13 protein-coding genes, 1 tRNA gene and 1 pseudogene are annotated in these 16,768 nt (G+C 40.1%); 6 read left to right on the top strand and 9 right to left on the bottom strand.

Features of this window, described 5'->3' with window-relative positions:
- The first annotated feature begins 42 nt into the window (after nt 1-42).
- Entirely contained in the window at nt 43-1,119 is a 1,077-nt protein-coding gene (locus H3299_RS04455; protein ID WP_182419104.1) for a hypothetical protein, read from the top strand.
- Nucleotides 1,120-1,219: 100 nt separating this feature from the next.
- Here H3299_RS04455 and H3299_RS04450 read toward each other — a convergent pair whose 3' ends face one another.
- Together H3299_RS04450 and gpt are read right to left on the bottom strand one after the other, a co-directional pair.
- Nucleotides 1,220-1,687 (bottom strand): NUDIX hydrolase, encoded by a 468-nt coding sequence (locus tag H3299_RS04450; protein ID WP_182419103.1) that lies wholly within the window; start codon nt 1,685-1,687, stop codon nt 1,220-1,222.
- A 460-nt stretch (nt 1,688-2,147) separates the two neighbouring features.
- Nucleotides 2,148-2,642: a xanthine phosphoribosyltransferase gene (gpt, locus tag H3299_RS04445; protein ID WP_182419102.1), complete on the bottom strand. Its 495-nt coding sequence runs from the start codon at nt 2,640-2,642 to the stop codon at nt 2,148-2,150.
- 801 nt (nt 2,643-3,443) lie between these two features.
- On the opposite strand from gpt, the pseudogene H3299_RS04440 reads away from it, so the two are divergent.
- Nucleotides 3,444-4,677 (top strand): annotated as a pseudogene (locus H3299_RS04440) (DEAD/DEAH box helicase); the annotation flags it as partial.
- A gap of 343 nt (nt 4,678-5,020) precedes the next feature.
- On the opposite strand, the gene H3299_RS04435 reads toward H3299_RS04440, so the two are convergent.
- The 5 genes from H3299_RS04435 to H3299_RS04415 all read right to left on the bottom strand — a co-directional run bounded on the left by H3299_RS04435 (nt 5,021) and on the right by H3299_RS04415 (nt 11,215).
- The gene (locus H3299_RS04435) at nt 5,021-5,551 is read right to left on the bottom strand and encodes a hypothetical protein (protein ID WP_182419101.1); all 531 of its coding nucleotides are present in this window, start codon (nt 5,549-5,551) and stop codon (nt 5,021-5,023) included.
- 14 nt (nt 5,552-5,565) lie between these two features.
- Complete coding sequence (locus H3299_RS15775) at nt 5,566-5,727, bottom strand: DUF4424 family protein (protein ID WP_371739832.1); 162 nt, start codon at nt 5,725-5,727, stop codon at nt 5,566-5,568.
- Between the two features lie 120 nt (nt 5,728-5,847).
- A complete protein-coding gene (tldD, locus tag H3299_RS04425; RefSeq protein ID WP_182419100.1) occupies nt 5,848-7,260 on the bottom strand; it encodes a metalloprotease TldD in 1,413 nt (470 codons plus the stop codon).
- 223 nt (nt 7,261-7,483) lie between these two features.
- On the bottom strand, nt 7,484-9,001 hold the full coding sequence (gene ppx / locus H3299_RS04420) for an exopolyphosphatase (RefSeq protein WP_182419099.1): 1,518 nt from the start codon (nt 8,999-9,001) through the stop codon (nt 7,484-7,486).
- Between the two features lie 24 nt (nt 9,002-9,025).
- Entirely contained in the window at nt 9,026-11,215 is a 2,190-nt protein-coding gene (locus tag H3299_RS04415) for an RNA degradosome polyphosphate kinase (RefSeq protein WP_182419098.1), read from the bottom strand.
- Between the two features lie 364 nt (nt 11,216-11,579).
- Here H3299_RS04415 and H3299_RS04410 point away from each other — a divergent pair, with 364 nt between their 5' ends.
- From H3299_RS04410 to tig, 4 genes are all read left to right on the top strand, one after another.
- Nucleotides 11,580-11,831 (top strand): zinc-finger domain-containing protein, encoded by a 252-nt coding sequence (locus tag H3299_RS04410; RefSeq protein ID WP_182419097.1) that lies wholly within the window; start codon nt 11,580-11,582, stop codon nt 11,829-11,831.
- A 261-nt stretch (nt 11,832-12,092) separates the two neighbouring features.
- Nucleotides 12,093-13,295 carry an FAD-dependent monooxygenase gene (locus H3299_RS04405; RefSeq protein WP_182419096.1) on the top strand — a complete coding sequence of 401 codons (1,203 nt, stop codon included), beginning with the start codon at nt 12,093-12,095 and terminating at the stop codon, nt 13,293-13,295.
- A 323-nt stretch (nt 13,296-13,618) separates the two neighbouring features.
- Nucleotides 13,619-13,701: transfer RNA gene (locus H3299_RS04400), tRNA-Leu, on the top strand.
- Between the two features lie 232 nt (nt 13,702-13,933).
- Nucleotides 13,934-15,457, top strand: a complete 1,524-nt coding sequence (gene tig, locus H3299_RS04395) for a trigger factor (protein WP_182419095.1) — start codon at nt 13,934-13,936, stop codon at nt 15,455-15,457.
- A 214-nt stretch (nt 15,458-15,671) separates the two neighbouring features.
- On the opposite strand, the gene H3299_RS04390 is transcribed toward tig, so the two are convergent.
- Nucleotides 15,672-16,151: a carboxymuconolactone decarboxylase family protein gene (locus tag H3299_RS04390; RefSeq protein WP_182419094.1), complete on the bottom strand. Its 480-nt coding sequence runs from the start codon at nt 16,149-16,151 to the stop codon at nt 15,672-15,674.
- Between the two features lie 2 nt (nt 16,152-16,153).
- Nucleotides 16,154-16,765: an FMN-dependent NADH-azoreductase gene (locus H3299_RS04385; RefSeq protein ID WP_182419093.1), complete on the bottom strand. Its 612-nt coding sequence runs from the start codon at nt 16,763-16,765 to the stop codon at nt 16,154-16,156.
- Nucleotides 16,766-16,768: the final 3 nt, after the last annotated feature.

Below are 16,768 nucleotides of genomic sequence, written 5' to 3'. Positions count from 1 at the left end.
ATGCGCTCTAATAGGTTAATTCTAGCAATAATGGGGTGTTTCATGCAGAATATAGGTAGAATTGATGCCTTGTTGGCGGATATGGTCAAAGCTGATAAATCCGTGCGCTCGCCAGAGATGCTGCCTATTTGGGTAAATTTTCAACAAGCATGTAAGAAAATTGATGATCCCTCCCTATGGATTAAACAAGTAGGCGAGCAATTAAGCCATTTTGTTTTGCCTGAAAATGCTGCCACCCTTGCTTTGGCCTGTGGCGGCCTTATTGAGGATAGGGTGGAACCAGCGCAATTTTTTGACCATGCTTGCGCATTGCTATTGCACTATTTAGCAGAGTTTGAACCTTTTATTGGTAATGAGCCTAATGAAAGTGACAGTCGATATAATGAAAATAAAGCCGCATTTGAGCAAGATTTAAAAAATTGGCATCAGGTTAAAGAAAAGTTTGAAAACCTTGATAGTGATGAAAAAGCGCGATTAGCAGATCTTACGGAGACGATTAATTGGCTCATTCTTCCCATCATGGCATGCATCATTCATCATGATGACTATTTAGAGGCTTTTAAAGCCAACCAACAATTTATCGAAAAAATTTACGAAATTTATTATAGCGATCTCATTGATATTAGCCATCTTTATTTTCTTACCCAAATGACGGCAATGAGCAATCCTGACATGGTTGTGCTATTACATTCCAGTAAAACTGGTTTTATTGTTCGTGGTCACCACATAAGAAACGGTTTTCACGCTATTGAGTTGTTGCAACCCTTTATTGCAGAGCGCCAAGAACAATTAAAAATTGGCAAGGCCAATCCAGCTATATTGGTGGATGAAGTTGTGCATAAATCCTTATATTCTTGGATCCCTTGGTCTAACTGGCAAGATGAAGGACCGCAAATATTTCCGATTATTTTGGGCGAGCCAGCGGTAGATATATGGCCAAAATGGCAAGGAAAGGTGGTTTTGGTTGCGGTTGAAGATCAAGTTCAATCCATGATTAAGCGCAACTGGGAAAATATGACGGATCAAATTCATGTTGCGCAAAATACACAGCTTGATTTTATCCGCTATTTAACCGAAAACGAGGTGCTTGAACTGATGGAAGGTTACAAGGCCAATTAATTATCTTAAAAAAACTATGGGCTACAGTTTAAATCAAGTCGTAGCCCATTTGATAGCTTATTGCTATTTTAGGTATTAGCCCCATAATATTAAAGTAAGATTAAGCTATTGCCGCTTGGGCTAGTGGCTGAAAATTTAATAGGAGCTGTTTTAACTCCTGCTCATCCACTCGCTTTGCAGCTTCTTGCGGGCTTACCCACTCATATTGACGCTGTTGTTTTTCTGGCCATTTTTTCTCTTGATGAGAAAATAAAATTGGAAAAACGTCAACTGTGAACAAGTTTTGTCCCTCTGGCAAGTCATATTTCTTATATTCATAAGAACCAATTGCATGAGCTTCAGCAGTGCCGCGCACACCTGCCTCTTCATAGGCTTCGCGCAAGGCAGCTTGAGCTGAGCTGCGTCCTGGCATTGGCCAACCTTTTGGAAAAATCCAACGGCCAGTTCCACGGCTGGTTATTAATAAAACTTCTAAATTTTTGCCCTGATAGCGATAAACAAGGGCTGCTACCTGTAATAGATGGCCATCATTTAATAATACAATTTTTGATTTTGCTACGGCCGACATTACTATATCCTCTTCTTGTTATTTTTTTGGGTCGTCGATTTATGATGATGATGCGACCGGTAAGAGTTGATATTAATATAATGAATCAAAATCCGTTTGGTTCAATTGCTCAGCACATATTTTTCGATAATTTGGTTTTTCGATAATTTGGTTTTTGATTGCTTAATAATTTGATTGATATAAAAATGTCAAAGAATAAAAACCTAAAACAGTTCCTTAAAAAAACACTGTCAACTATTCTATTACTTTTTTAAAAACAAGGTTAATATCCGAAATTTAGCACATTCTCAAAAGCCGGCGCGGATATTAGCATAAAAATAGTATTATGCCAAGCCTTATAGTATACAACACCTATAAGCTATAAAAAACGCTGCATTTAAGGAAATTATTTTCACTCATTATTAAAATACTGGCAAGGAAACCACGCCTAATCGAGTGGATACCTTGCCAAAAATATAAATTAGGCGCCGCCTTTTGCTATAGGTTCTTGATAGGCAAGCCCCATATCCCAAGGGAAATAAATCCAAGTATCCTGACTAACTTCGGTTACAAAAGTATCAACCAGCGGGCGGCCTTGCGGCTTTGCGTAAACCGTTGCAAAATGCGCCTTTGGGATCATATTGCGGATAAGGCCAGCTGTTTTGCCGGTATCGGTCAAATCATCAATCACCAATACGCCTTCGCCGCCATTTTCTAACAGGTTTTCGCTGATGTTTTTTAATACCGCCATTTCACCCTGCTTACTATAATCGTGATAAGAGGCAATACAAACGGTTTCAATAAGGCGGATATTTAATTCGCGGCAAATAATGGCGGCAGGCACCAAGCCACCGCGTGTAATAGCAACAATGGCTTTCCACTCAGTGCCCTGCCCTGCAATACGCCAAGCAAGTGCGCGTGCATCGCGATGAAATTGATCCCAGCTGACGGGAAATGCTTTTTCAGGAAGTGACATGATAACTCCAGACCAATATTCTATTTATTGCAAACACTATAAATTATGTAGATAAAATTATTAAGATAAAAACAGCCCCTTTATGGAAACTATTCAAAAAAGCCGTTAGTTATCCACTTGATAAATGACATGCAACAATTCAAGCAATGGCAAAATTTAGTAGATAAGCCAATGATATATAAAAATAATGTCAATTCAAAGTGCTTAACGACGTTACTCTATCACAGTGAATCATTGCATTATTCACTAATTTACAAACATTCTTTACTGAAAAAATTAAATTTTTGTACCTATAATCACTTTATTAAAAATATATATCAAATTGATTTTAAATATAAAATTATACTTCTATATTTTCTCCAATTTGCTAAGCGCAAGTGTTTAACTTTGATAAAAACATTAAATACTTTTATAAAATCGATTAAATTATTTCGTTGACTTTTATATCTGAGAAGCTTAACTATTCTTAAATATTTATGTCTTGATGGTGTAATATTTATAGCTTTAAATCTTATTTGATGAAAAATAAACATCTTGCTTATTTTTACATCACACAGATAGATTATAAAAAAATCATCTAGATAGACTGCATAAAATAACTAGATTACAAAAATTATTATGACAAGCTTGATAGACAGCTATGGAAATACCGTTTGGCTTTATCAAGTAAGTTTGATAAGATTGAATAAAATTATATAATGCTTTTATTTTTTCTAATTTGCATTATATAGCTAATTAATTAGCGATCATTTGACGCATTTAAACAAAGATTAAAATTTGTCCTTAAAAATTGAAGAAAATATGTCCTCCTTAACATCTTTTGCAGAACTTGGTTTATCCCAAAAAGTAACGGCCGCAGTTGATGCAGCTGGCTATACAACTCCAACCGCAATTCAGGCTGGTGCAATACCATTTATTCTGCAACGGCGAGATGTTTTAGGTATCGCACAAACTGGCACAGGTAAAACGGCTTCTTTCGTACTGCCAATGTTGACCTTGCTTGAAAAAGGACGTGCACGCGCAAGAATGCCGCGCACTTTGATCCTTGAACCAACCCGCGAACTTGCAGCGCAAGTAGCTGAAAATTTTGAAAAATACGGCATCAATCATCGCCTAAATGTCGCTTTACTTATTGGCGGTACATCTTTTGAAGATCAAGACCGCAAATTAGAGCGTGGCGCAGATGTATTAATTGCAACACCAGGGCGTATGCTCGACCATTTTGAACGCGGTAAACTCCTTTTAACTGGCGTTGAAATTTTGGTGATTGATGAAGCCGACCGCATGCTTGATATGGGTTTCATTCCTGATATAGAGCGCATTTGTAAACTTATTCCGTTTACACGGCAAACTTTGTTTTTCTCGGCAACTATGGCGCCAGAAATTACCACATTGACCGAGCAGTTTTTACATGCGCCAGAGCGCGTGGAAGTTGCAAAAGAATCATCAACCGCACGCACAATCACCCAATATTTAGTAAAATCGCCGCCAAAATCTTGGGATAAGCGCGCCGTATTGCGCGACCTTATTAAAGCACAGGGTGATGAGCTTAAAAACGCGATTATATTTTGTAACCGCAAAAAAGATGTGGCAGAGCTTTTCCGTTCGCTAACCCGCCATAATTTTAGCGTTGGTGCTTTGCATGGCGACATGGATCAACGCTCGCGCATGACGATGCTTGCCAATTTCAAAGAGGGTAAATTGCAACTTTTGGTTGCATCCGACGTTGCGGCACGCGGGCTTGATATTCCTGATGTCAGCCATGTTTTTAACTTTGACGTGCCAACACATCCTGAAGACTATGTGCATCGCATTGGACGCACAGGCAGAGCTGGCCGCAAAGGCAGTGCCTTTAGCATTGTTACCAAAGCCGACATGAAATATGTTGATGCTATTGAAAAAATGAACAAGGAAGAAATCGCTTGGCTTGATGGCGATCTTTCAACCCTTGCCCCACAAAAAGCTGAAGAAATCGAGCATAAGGGTAAAGCTGGCCGCAATAAAAAGAATACCAATAAAAAAGCAAAAGATCCAATTTTAACCAATGATACATTAGCCTCAATTGATGAGACCGTAGGCAAAGATGCGCCAAGCAAAGCGGCAAATAATCAAAGCAAAGAGCCCGTAATTGAAGCGGTAAAAGTTAAAGAAAATATGCAAACAACGAAGCCACCCCATTCAAGAAATAATCACTCTGACCACAACCGCAAAAAGCATGATAATAGCCCAATTATTGGTTTTGGCGATGATATTCCAGCCTTTATGCTAACCTCAACACGGTTAAAAACTTAAAATTATAGTTTTATAAAAGCATTTTTTTCAAAGGCGTTATTTTTTAATAACGCCTTTTTGCTTTAAGCGCCTTTTGATAATCAATTTTAAAACAAAACTTCTCTAATCGAAACAGCAAGATAATTATCAAGATCTTCCACTTTGGTTAAATCTAATTCGCTAATAAACTGATTTATATCACCACGCGTTTTAAATAGACCGTGATGATTAAGATATTTTTTTGCTGCTTCAAAACGACGGCAGCCAAAAATCTCCGTCTCTATTAACGAATAGCCGCCGTGGGGCTGGCCAAAATCATAGCCTGCAGCCTTTTCTAAATCATCTAATGACACTTCAATAAGGATTGGCTTTTTATATTTTGCCTCTAAAAATTGGCTATAGTTTTTTGCGTCAATAAGCGATGTGCAAACATTTATATAATAGTTGCCTATATTGATATATTGCCAATTTTCACTTATTTTTTTGAAAATCGAATAATAGGCGGTATGACTATTCGCATTTCCTTGCGGCCATAGATCACCGCCAATACCAAGATAGCGTTGCTGAAAATGATGCTCGCCTTTGCAAACATCATTCCAATTATATTTAACAATAAACCAGCTTTTGGCATTTCCCATAGCTACTCCCAAACTTATTTTTCAATTGAAGTAAAGTGGTCTTTATCAACAAAAAGAAAATAAAGCTTTTGGCTTGGTTTAAAGTGTTTTGTACGCATTTCAAATTGGATTGGGCTTATCTTTTTTACATTAGTTCCACAAACGCTAACAAAGGCTTGCTCTAAATACTTAACTATTGAATTAATTTCATTTCCCCCTATTCAACCCCATAGATAACCAGACTTATCTCGCCACCTTTTTAGACAAATAGAGTAGTTTAACTCTATTAGAGAGTTAAACTACTCTTCATCTCTTAATTAGGCTTTCGTACCACCAATTGTCATGCCATTCATGCGCAAATGTGGTTGCCCTACACCAACCGGCACACTTTGCCCTGCTTTTCCGCACATACCAATGCCATTATCGAGCTTTGGATCATTGCCAATCATCGAAATACGGTGCATCGCATCAGGTCCATTCCCGATAAGTGTTGCACCCTTTATGGGCGCACCAACAACACCATTATGGATGCGATAGGCTTCAGTACATTCAAACACAAATTTACCCGATGTGATGTCCACCTGACCGCCGCCAAAAGAAACACAATAAATACCATCTTTGACCGAAGCGATAATATCTTCAGGCGTTGCATCACCGCCAAGCATCATAGTGTTGGTCATACGTGGCATTGGCGCATGGGCATAGGATTCGCGCCGGCCATTACCGGTTGGCTGCATATTCATTAAACGGGCGTTTAACCTATCTTGCATATAGCCAACAAGCTTACCATCATCGATTAATATATTGCGACCAGATGGCGTTCCCTCATCATCAATACTTAAGGAACCGCGCCGATCTGGAATTGTACCATCATCAACGACAGTTACCCCTTTTGCTGCCACTTGCTGACCTAAAAGCCCTGAAAAGGCAGAGGTTTTCTTCCGGTTAAAATCACCCTCAAGGCCATGCCCCACCGCTTCATGCAGCATAACACCAGGCCAACCATTTGCCAAAACCACATCATAGGTTCCAGCTGGTGCATCTTCCGCTTCAAGATTAATTAAGGCTTGGCGCAAGGCTTCATCAGCCGCCATTTGCCAATTATGTTCGGTAATAAAGCTTTCAAAAGCCTTTCGGCCACCGCAACCATAAAAGCCACTTTCAAGCCGATCGCCATGGGCGGCAACAACACCAATACCAAGGCGAACAAGCGGACGTGTATCGCGCAGTAATTGCCCATCTGCACGCAAAATTTCCACTTGTTGGATAGAGCCAGCAAGGGATACTGTAACCTGTCTAACATCGCCGTTTTTATGACGCAAATAAGAATCAATTTTTTCAAGCAGAGCAACTTTTTCTTCAAAGCTTGGTGCTCCAAGCGGACTTTCATCACCATAAAGATGATGGTTAGTACCGCGCGGTGCGCTAGCAATAGTACCGCTATGATTGGCTGATACTGCCTTGGCCGCATCACCTGCCCGTTTTAATGCCGCTAATGAAAATTCGCCTGAATGAGCATAGCCCGTTGCTTCGCCAGCGACAGCCCGCAAACCAAAACCGCGATCTTGATTAAAAGAGCCAGTTTTTAACCGGCCATTGTCAAAAACTAAGGCTTCACTTTCGCGATACTCCATATAAAGCTCGCCATCATCGGCATTTTCCAAGGTGCTTTTTACAACCTGCTCCACCGCCTCTTGTGAAACATCAAACTGATCAATTAACGGCTTCATAACAATACCCATTCTTTTTAAATCTTGAAACCTTATTTTAAAGATAGCAAGACCATATTACAATTTGTAAAATAAGCAAAATTTAACAATTTTTTTCAAAGCAATAAAACTGTTGTCATTTCATGCAAATATCGCGCAGTTTTATAAAACTACGCGATAAAACGAGATAGATGTATAATATTTTTTTAACGCCATTGCGCACAAATCAATATCGCATCAAGACTTAATCATTAATGATACGATATTGCGCCGGAATATTGACCAATTTAGACAATTGCTGCAAACGACCAATTGGGCGATCAGATACCAAATCTTGATATTTTTGTGGGATATTGAGCGAAAGGCAGCCATCTTCCATAGACCAGAAGGTTTCAGGTAAAATACCACTATTAGATGCACAAAATAAATTACTAATGCGCATAAAAGCGCCCAAAACCTTGGCGCGGTAAATAATATCCGGCGTTGCAAGGCTAATAATTTCTGGGGCGTTTTTATCACCCACCAAGCCTTCATTGCGGTAAAAAACCGTTAAAGCGGCAAAAACTCGCCCTGGATGGTCGATACCGGAATAAACACCATAGGCAATTTGGTTGGCCGCTTGCATGCCGCGATAATCGGGGTGAATACGCCAAGCAATATCAGCAAGATAGCAAATGGCCTCGCGGTAACGCTTTTCATCTTCGCTTTCAGTTAATTGCAAAGTTTCAAAGGCTTGCGAAGTCCAAACCATTAATTCCTTCGCATGACGCGGCGAACGAGCACGCAAAACCGCCATTTCTTCCGTTGCCGATAATAATGGATCATAATTGCGAACTGTTTTGTTTAGCAATGAAAAGAGGAAGCCCTCACGCACACCAGAACCGGAGAAAATAATTTTTGCTGGCTTCATCACATGAATAATTTCAAGAAGCACCGCCGCACCATAAGGCAATAATTGGCGGCGGTTTTTTGAAATTGTTTCAATCCCCTTGATGGTTTCAATATCACCCTTGGCTATGCGATGAAGAAAATAATCAATCTCGTCTGGAATAAGTTCATAGGCATGCATAACTGGCAAAGGATAGCCCTTAAAGCTCATATAGAGCTTGGCAAGGTTACGCCATGTACCGCCAACTGCATAAAAATTACGCCCACGCGCTTTGGTTAATAATGTGGCTTTTCGCACATAACGCCGCGCTATTTTTACCGCTTCGCTAAGATTATTATCCGACATATCCATAAGGCGCAATCCGCCCAAAGGTGTTGTTACGCCATCACCAATTTTGTTTTTATGAACATCAACCAATTCAACACTGCCGCCACCCATATCACCAACAATACCAGAAGGCTGGTAAAAAGCCGATAAAATACCATAGGCAGAATAGGTTGCTTCTTCTTTGCCGGTTAAAACACGAATTTCACAGCCTAAAATTTCGCCCGCTTCTTCAATAAATTGTGGGCCATTTTCCGCTTCGCGTGCGGCGGCAGTTGCAAGCACATGAATATTATCAACATCAATCTGCTTACAAAGAGCTTTAAAACGCCGCAAGGTCGCCAGTGCAATTTTTACCGACTCGTCTTCCAATCGCCCTGTTTTTGCCAAACCCTTGCCAAGACCGCAGAGGATTTTTTCATTAAACAAAACCGTGGGCGAGCGTACCAACCCTTCATAGACCACAAGTCTTACCGAGTTTGAGCCAATATCAATAACCGCAATTGGTTTACGCCCTTTGAGACGACCTTGAGCATTTGCACGTGTCATAATCAATCAATCTTGTTGTTTTTCTTAGCGTTCACGGCTACGACGAGCTATAAGTTTAGGCGCTGAAGACCGTAATGACTTACCACGCCCTGAAAGGCTAGGATTGGTCATAAAGTATTCTTGGGCGTTAAACGCTTCCTCTTCAGCAAGACGCTGAATTTTCGTCGATGTGCCATCATTAAGGATTTCAAAGCTTTGCTGATTATCAATGATATTAGCAAGCATTATTTGTGAAAGAACTTGTTGATGCACGGTTTTATTGAAAACTGGAACCAATGTCTCAACTCTTCTGTCAAGATTACGCGGCATCATATCAGCCGAGCTGAAATAAATAATCGCATCTTCGTTTGGTAAATCATTGCCATTACCAAAACAGAAAATACGACTATGTTCCAAAAACCGCCCGACAATAGATTTGGCGCGAATATTTTCTGAAAAACCTGGAAGCCCAGGACGCAAGCAGCAAATACCACGAACAATCAAATCAATTTTAACGCCAGCCTGCCCTGCCCGATAAAGCGCATCAATAATTTGCGGATCCACCAGCGAATTCATTTTCATCCAAATGGCAGCTTTTTTGCCCTGACGGGCATTTTGCATTTCATTTTCAATATGGTGCAACATGCGCGAACGCAATGTTAGTGGCGAAAAGGCAATTTTCATATCTTCATCAGGCCGTGCATAGCCTGTAATAAAGTTGAAAATGCCACCAACATCATGGCCAATATCTGGATCAGTGGTAAAGAACGATAAATCTGTATAAATTTTAGCGGTGATTGGGTGATAATTACCAGTTCCCAAATGCACATAAGTCCGCAGGCGCTGGTCTTCGCGGCGCACCACCAATGACATTTTAGCGTGGGTTTTAAGTTCGATAAATCCAAATACCACTTGTACGCCAGCCCGCTCTAAGTCACGCGCCCAACGAATATTGGCTTCTTCATCAAAGCGCGCTTTCAATTCCACCAGCGCCGTCACCGACTTGCCTGCCTCTGCCGCATCAACCAAAGCGCGAACAATCGGACTATTATTTGATGTGCGATATAGAGTTTGCTTAATTGCCACCACATCAGGGTCAGTTGCGGCTTGACGCAAAAACTGTACAACCACATCAAAAGATTCATAAGGGTGGTGTACAACAATGTCCTTTTCGCGAATTGCCGCAAAACAATCGCCGCCATGCTCGCGGATACGCTCAGGAAAACGCGGATTATAAGGCACAAATTTCAAATCGGGACGTGGAAGATCTACAACCTCTGAAATCATGGTTAAAGCCAGCAAACCATCAAGCACACTAATGCGATTTTCTGGAACTTCCAATTCACTTGCAACAAAAATCCGTAAATCTTCCGGCATTTCTGCATCAAATTCAATACGGATAACCTGACCGCGGCGGCGCCGTTTTAACGCACTTTCAAAAAGCCGTACAAGATCTTCAGCTTCTTCTTCAACTTCAATATCGCTATCACGAATAATGCGGAAAGTACCAGCACCACTAACTTCATAGCCGGGGAATAAATGGCCAATAAACAGCCCAACCGTATCCTCAAGCGTGATAAAACGCGAACCGCGATCCTCATCCGGCAATAGAATAAACCGCTCTAGCGCTGTTGGTAAACGCAGCAAGGCAGTCATCGGATATTTGTCGGCTCGGCGCGACAATTGTAATGCGATGGAAAAGCCCAAATTAGGAATGAATGGAAATGGATGGGCAGGATCAATTGAAAGCGGTGTTAAAACCGGGAAAATACGTTGGCTAAAATGATCTTCAAGCCATGTCCTTTCCGTTTTGCTTAATTTATCAGGACGGACAATTTCAATTTTTTCTTTAACAAGGGCAGTGCGCAGCAAACGCAATTGCATTTGTTGATTTTTTTGCAATCTATCGACTTCTGGCAAAATGAAATCAAGCTGTTCTTGTGGGGTGCGCCCATCTGCGCTGCGAGTTTGGATACCTGCACGAACTTGCCCAGCAAGTCCTGCGATACGCACCATAAAAAACTCATCAAGATTTGCTGCAGAAATAGAAAGAAAACGCACACGCTCCAATAATGGATGTTGCGCATTGGCACTTTCCATCAACACACGGTTATTAAATTGTAACCATGAAAATTCTCGGTTTACAAAACGTTCCACACTATCAAAAGTAATTGCTCCATCACCAGTTTTTACACTATCAACCTTATTATTGTCAGTATTTTTTACGGTATTCATAAAAGCCCCTTCCGCGATGATAGTCGTAATGGATCGCAAACAAATTTACACAAAATTATTTTTACTTTTAAAGTATATCTCAACGATTCGACCTTGCAATAATATTTTTACTCCAAAATTCCAAAAGCGCCACGAATATATCACCATAAGCTTGTATCTTTTTTATTTTTGAGCGCCCATAGCAAAAAGCTTGCAGCATTTGGCAGTTAATTATATTATTTGCTGATATTTTCTGATAACAGCAGCAAATAACTTTTTTGCATTATCATCTCTTTTATTACAGATAAGTGATGGTATTACAGTTTTTGCCACGCTATCAACAGATCTATGATAGGATCGTAACAGCAATTAATGGAGCATTTAAATGGCTGATCATCATATACCACATTTCCAAAACGATGGCGGGTATAAAATGATTGAAATTGGAGCTAAGGAATTTATGTGCATTGGCGCCAATCCGCCATATGATCATCCGCATATTTTCCTTGATATGGGTGGCGATGTTGAAAAAATTTGCCCTTACTGCTCAACCCTATATCGCTATAACCCAGCCCTTGGCCCAACCCAATCAAAGCCTGAAAACTGTTTTTACCAACCATTGGCAACAGCAGTTTAAAATGATCAATCCTCAATAATCTTGATGGTTATTGAGGATTTTCAACATATTAGACTTTAATATTTAGACGGTGTTTGTCTCATTACATTTAAGTAATCTAGTTGCAAACACACATGTCCTTTATATGTGACGCCAAAACCATGCCAATCAAAATATATATTATTTAAAATTTCTATTTTGGATTGAACATCCAATAGGAGTAGCAATTGGCTATCTAAAATTTGGCGCAGATATGTAACAATAATAAAGATAGGTAAAATTATGTCCGACAAAGCCAAAATTATCATTTCAGGCGCAGGTATAGCTGGCATGGCAAGCGCACTCGCATTGGCAAAAAACGGATATAAAATTGCAATTTATGAAAAAGTTGCCAAACTTGCAGAAGTTGGCGCAGGATTACAGCTTGCACCCAATGCCACAAGACTATTGCGTGACTTTGATATTTTGGACGACATTCAAAAATCTGGCGTTGAACCCGACACCATCATGATGAGAGATGGCCGCAAAGATGATCTTCTTAGCATGCTGCCAGTTAAAGAAGTATCGTTAAACCGGTGGAAAGCGCCTTACGTCACCATCCACCGCGCCAATCTGCAAAAAATCCTCTATGACGCCCTTTTAAAAAATCCTCTTATAGACATCTATTTAGATCATGAAATTGTCGATTATAGCGGCTCACTCGATCAAGGCTATAATGTCACACTAAAACAAGGCGAGACAACAACAACGGTCAATGGTGATCTTTTGGTCATAAGCGATGGTGTCTGGTCCCAGTTGCGCCAAAAGCATTTAAAAGAAAAATCACAATTTTCTGGTTATATTTCTTGGCGTGCAACCCTGCCCTTTGACCAAGTACCCGCTGATTTTATGGCTGCAAATAAAAAGCCTACCATTGGCGTTTATATGCATGGCGATGGTCATTTCATTACCTATCCAGCAAAGCCAAATGAAGTTTATAATTTTGTTGCCATTACCGCTGGCGAAAATCCGGGAGAAAGCTGGAGCAAAACTGGCGACAAAGCCAAGCTATTAAGCCATTTTTCTAGCTGGCATAAAAATATCAAAGATATTATGCAACAGGCAGATGATTGGACCTATTGGCCCTTATTCAAAATGCCAAGCCTGCGTTTTCATGGCATTAACAATGAAATATTTGTTGGTGATGCCTCCCATGCCGTTACGCCGTTTGCCGCGCAAGGTGCGGCCATGGCTATTGAAGATGCTGCAACCCTTGCAAGCGCACTTTTAAAACACAAGGATTTTGAGAGCGCTATTACAACTTATGAGACAGCCCGCAATGAAAGATTAACAAGAGTTGCTAAACGCGGTGATTTTAATCGCTTTGTTTATCATGCTAGCGGACCAGTTGCGCTGGCACGCAACCTTTTTATGAAAATACGCCCGCAAGAAAAATTCTTAACTGACCTTGATTGGCTTTATAATTTTGATGCTAGAAATATCTAATACTTGCAACTGGGGCGCCGTTAGCGATTGTAATAATGATCGGTAACGGCTCCCAAACGATTCATAAATGAGCAATTATTAATTAAGCGATTCACATAAATAGCGCTTTAAAAGGCTTAGAACGCGCTTTTTTTACCTTAAAGCATCAAAAAGCAAACAAACCAAAGCAAATTCCACGATTTTTATACACATATAACCCACTGTTTTTATTTTGCTTTTAATTTTTTTAATTTTTTTTCAAAAAAAAGTTCGTTTTGCCCTTTGCTAGTTAAAAATAGAGTGCTATAGGAACGTGCGCTGTGGTCATGTAGATTAAAGCATGTGCGGATGTGGCGAAATTGGTAGACGCACCAGATTTAGGTTCTGGCGGGAGACCGTGGGGGTTCGAGTCCCTCCATCCGCACCATTTTAAAAGACCACAAAAAGAATTTTGCGGTATTCCAACTTGTTGGGTACCGCAGTTTTGTATTTACAGGTACGATGCATTTATTGATACAAATTGCATTCCATAGCAAAGATTTCACTTAGATTTCATTGCAAATAGATTTCATTGGATGCAAAATATCTACATTAATGCAGAATTTTGATTGAAATGAACAGCATTTAAAGCATGTTCTAAAAGAAGTGAAGGTTGTGTAATGCAGGTTACCGAGACGCTTAATGAGGGACTGAAGCGCGAAGTTAAAATCGTGGTTCCAGCCAAGGATTTGAAAGCGAAGCTTGAGGAACGTCTTTTAGACGCCAAGGACAAGGTTCAGTTAAAGGGTTTTCGTCCAGGCAAAGTGCCTGCAGAGCATATTCGTAAAATGTATGGTCGTTCATTTATGGCAGAAGTTGTAAATGAAATTCTCAATCAAACACCACAAAACATCTTGGCAGAGCGCAATGAGCGTTCAGCAACTCAGCCTAAGGTCACTATGAGTGAAGATGAAAAGGACGCAGAAAACGTTCTTTCTGGTAAGGCTGATTTCGAATTCACCATCAATTATGAAATTCTACCAACAATTGATGTTAAAGATTTTTCTGGTATTTCAATCACTCGTGATGTTGTTGAAATTCCTGCTGAAGAAGTTGAACAGCAAATTGAACGCATTCTTTCTTCAACCCGCAATTTTGCAACAAAAGACGGCGCCGCTGAAGATGGCGATCGCGTAACTATCGATTTTCTAGGTAAAATTGATGGTGTTGCATTTGATGGTGGCGCAGCTGAAGATACTCAGCTTGTTCTTGGTTCAAAAAGCTTCATTCCTGGTTTTGAAGAACAATTAATCGGTATTAAAGCTGGCGAAGAAAAAGTTATTTCTGTAACTTTCCCAGAAGACTACAATGCAGCTCACCTCGCTGGTAAAGTTGCAACTTTTGATATTAAAGCAAAAGAAGTTGCTGCACCTGATGCGCTTGTTATTGATGACGAAGCTGCAAAAAAACTTGGCATTGAATCACTTGACCGCCTACGTGAAATCGTACGCGAACAGCTTGAAGGCCAATATGGTGAAATTACCCGCCAAAAAGTAAAGCGTCAGATTCTTGATGCCTTGGATGGTGATTATAAGGTTGAAACACCTTCAACTTTGGTTGAAGCAGAATTCAACAATATTTGGTACCAAATCACAACAGAACTACAGCAAGCTGGCCGTAGTTTTGAAGATGAAGAAACAACAGAAGAAGAGGCCCGCGCTGAATATAGCAAGCTTGCTGAACGTCGCGTGCGTTTGGGTCTTGTACTTTCAGCAATTGGTGAAAAAGCTGAAGTTAAGGTATCTGAAGAAGAATTGCAGCGTGCAATCTATGCACAATTGCAACAATATCCTGGTCAAGAAAAAGAGATCATGGAATTCTTCCGTCGTACCCCTGATGCAGTTGCTAATTTGCGTGCGCCTATTTTTGAAGAAAAAGTTATTGATCATCTTTTAAGTCAGATCAATGTGACCGACAAAAAAGTTTCTCCTGAGGAATTGGTTGCATCGGCTGAAGAAGAAGAAGAAAAAGCCGCAGCTAAGCCAAAAAAGAAAGCTGCAGCAAAGAAAAAAGATGCTGACGCAGATGCAAAGCCAGCAGCTAAGAAAGCTGCTAAAAGCGAAGAAGCTGATGGAGAAAAAGCTGAAAAAGCCAAAGCTCCTCGCAAGGCTCCTGCAAAAAAAGCAGCTCCTAAAAGCGAATAATAAAAAGCCCGGTTTTACCGGGCTTTTTATTAAGCAGTTAATTTGTGATTGGTTTATTCAATGCCGCGCTGAATTATAGCCGACCGATTAAACCCAGCATTAAAGTTTGGATATTTGTATAACAATATTATCTGTTTTTAATGACTAAGGCATATTAAATACAGCAAAAAATAGCGTGTAAAAAAAAGCCAGCAATTTCTTGCTGGCTTTATTTTTATTTTAAATTTGCCTTATCCAAACCATATAAGTGGTCTAAGGAACCCGGCGTCATTTTGGACGCAATCATAAGCCGGTTCCAACTATTAATCACAGCTATTACAAAGATTAACTGGCCTATTTCATCGTCATTAAAGTGCAATTGCATTTTTGAATATAATTCGTCTTCAATACCATTTTCACCAAGCCTAGTGAGTTGCTCAGTCAACTCTAAGGCTATCTTTTCCCGCTCTGAAAACAGTGTAGATTCACGCCAAATTGGAATATGCAACAAACGCAATTCACGCTCGCCATCGATTTTAGCTTCTTTAACATGCATATCGAGACAAAATGCACAATGATTGAGCTGGGAACTATAGATATAAACAAGATGCTTCAATGTCTTATCCATGCTTGAACCACTTGTTTTATTGGACAGCTCAGTCATAGCTTTTGCTAATACTGGCTGGGTTTTGAATAAATTTACTCGATTTGACATAGTTACACCTCAAAAAAATGATCAATTTGCTTCAAGCCATGGGCTAAAGCCGTGTCACGTGTTTTTGCGTCTTGAGTACCCTCAATACGAAAATTCGTTAAATCTTTAATGCCTATATACTCCAAGGCGACCCGCACATATGGCGTAAACTGGTCATCACTTACAAAGGGGCCGGCTGAAAAAATACTTCCAGTTGAAAAAACACAAAAGGCTTTTAAGTTATGAACCAACCCTGTTTTGGTACCATCCGATTTAAATGCAAAAGTGCGACCCGCCCGTGTTACATGGTCAAACCATGCCTTTAACACCGATGGTAATCCAAGATTATAGATTGGCGAGGAAATAACCAAAATCTCATGGTTAAATAGCTGATCAACCAATTCATCTGATTTTTTTAGCAGCTCCCACTGCGCCTCGTTACGCAGTTCAGGTTTGGTAAAAATGGCCGTTATCATTGCACTATCTAAGTGCGGCAGTGGATTTTGGGCTAAATCAATAATTGTTTCCGAAATATCGGGGTGTAAAGCCTTTAGTTTATCCACCAAATACGCTGATGCTTTGCGAGATGAAGATCCTTCTAAATCTTGGCTCACCTTAATATGAAGTAATCTCATAAT

This window comes from Bartonella sp. HY038 (genome assembly GCF_014117425.1).
Taxonomy (GTDB): Bacteria; Pseudomonadota; Alphaproteobacteria; order Rhizobiales; family Rhizobiaceae; genus HY038.
The sequence above is the reverse complement of the archived record's forward strand: the minus strand, read 5'-3'. Positions and strand labels throughout refer to the sequence as shown.

Coding starts and splice junctions, on each gene's coding strand:
- H3299_RS04415 (WP_182419098.1), bottom strand. CDS start 11,215: ATGAATACCGTAAAAAATACTGACAATAATAAGGTTGATAGTGTAAAA.
- H3299_RS04410 (WP_182419097.1), top strand. CDS start 11,580: ATGGCTGATCATCATATACCACATTTCCAAAACGATGGCGGGTATAAA.
- H3299_RS04390 (WP_182419094.1), bottom strand. CDS start 16,151: ATGTCAAATCGAGTAAATTTATTCAAAACCCAGCCAGTATTAGCAAAA.
- gpt (WP_182419102.1), bottom strand. CDS start 2,642: ATGTCACTTCCTGAAAAAGCATTTCCCGTCAGCTGGGATCAATTTCAT.
- tldD (WP_182419100.1), bottom strand. CDS start 7,260: ATGAAGCCGTTAATTGATCAGTTTGATGTTTCACAAGAGGCGGTGGAG.
- ppx (WP_182419099.1), bottom strand. CDS start 9,001: ATGACACGTGCAAATGCTCAAGGTCGTCTCAAAGGGCGTAAACCAATT.
- H3299_RS04405 (WP_182419096.1), top strand. CDS start 12,093: ATGTCCGACAAAGCCAAAATTATCATTTCAGGCGCAGGTATAGCTGGC.
- H3299_RS04435 (WP_182419101.1), bottom strand. CDS start 5,551: ATGGGAAATGCCAAAAGCTGGTTTATTGTTAAATATAATTGGAATGAT.
- H3299_RS04455 (WP_182419104.1), top strand. CDS start 43: ATGCAGAATATAGGTAGAATTGATGCCTTGTTGGCGGATATGGTCAAA.
- H3299_RS04450 (WP_182419103.1), bottom strand. CDS start 1,687: ATGTCGGCCGTAGCAAAATCAAAAATTGTATTATTAAATGATGGCCAT.
- H3299_RS04385 (WP_182419093.1), bottom strand. CDS start 16,765: ATGAGATTACTTCATATTAAGGTGAGCCAAGATTTAGAAGGATCTTCA.
- tig (WP_182419095.1), top strand. CDS start 13,934: ATGCAGGTTACCGAGACGCTTAATGAGGGACTGAAGCGCGAAGTTAAA.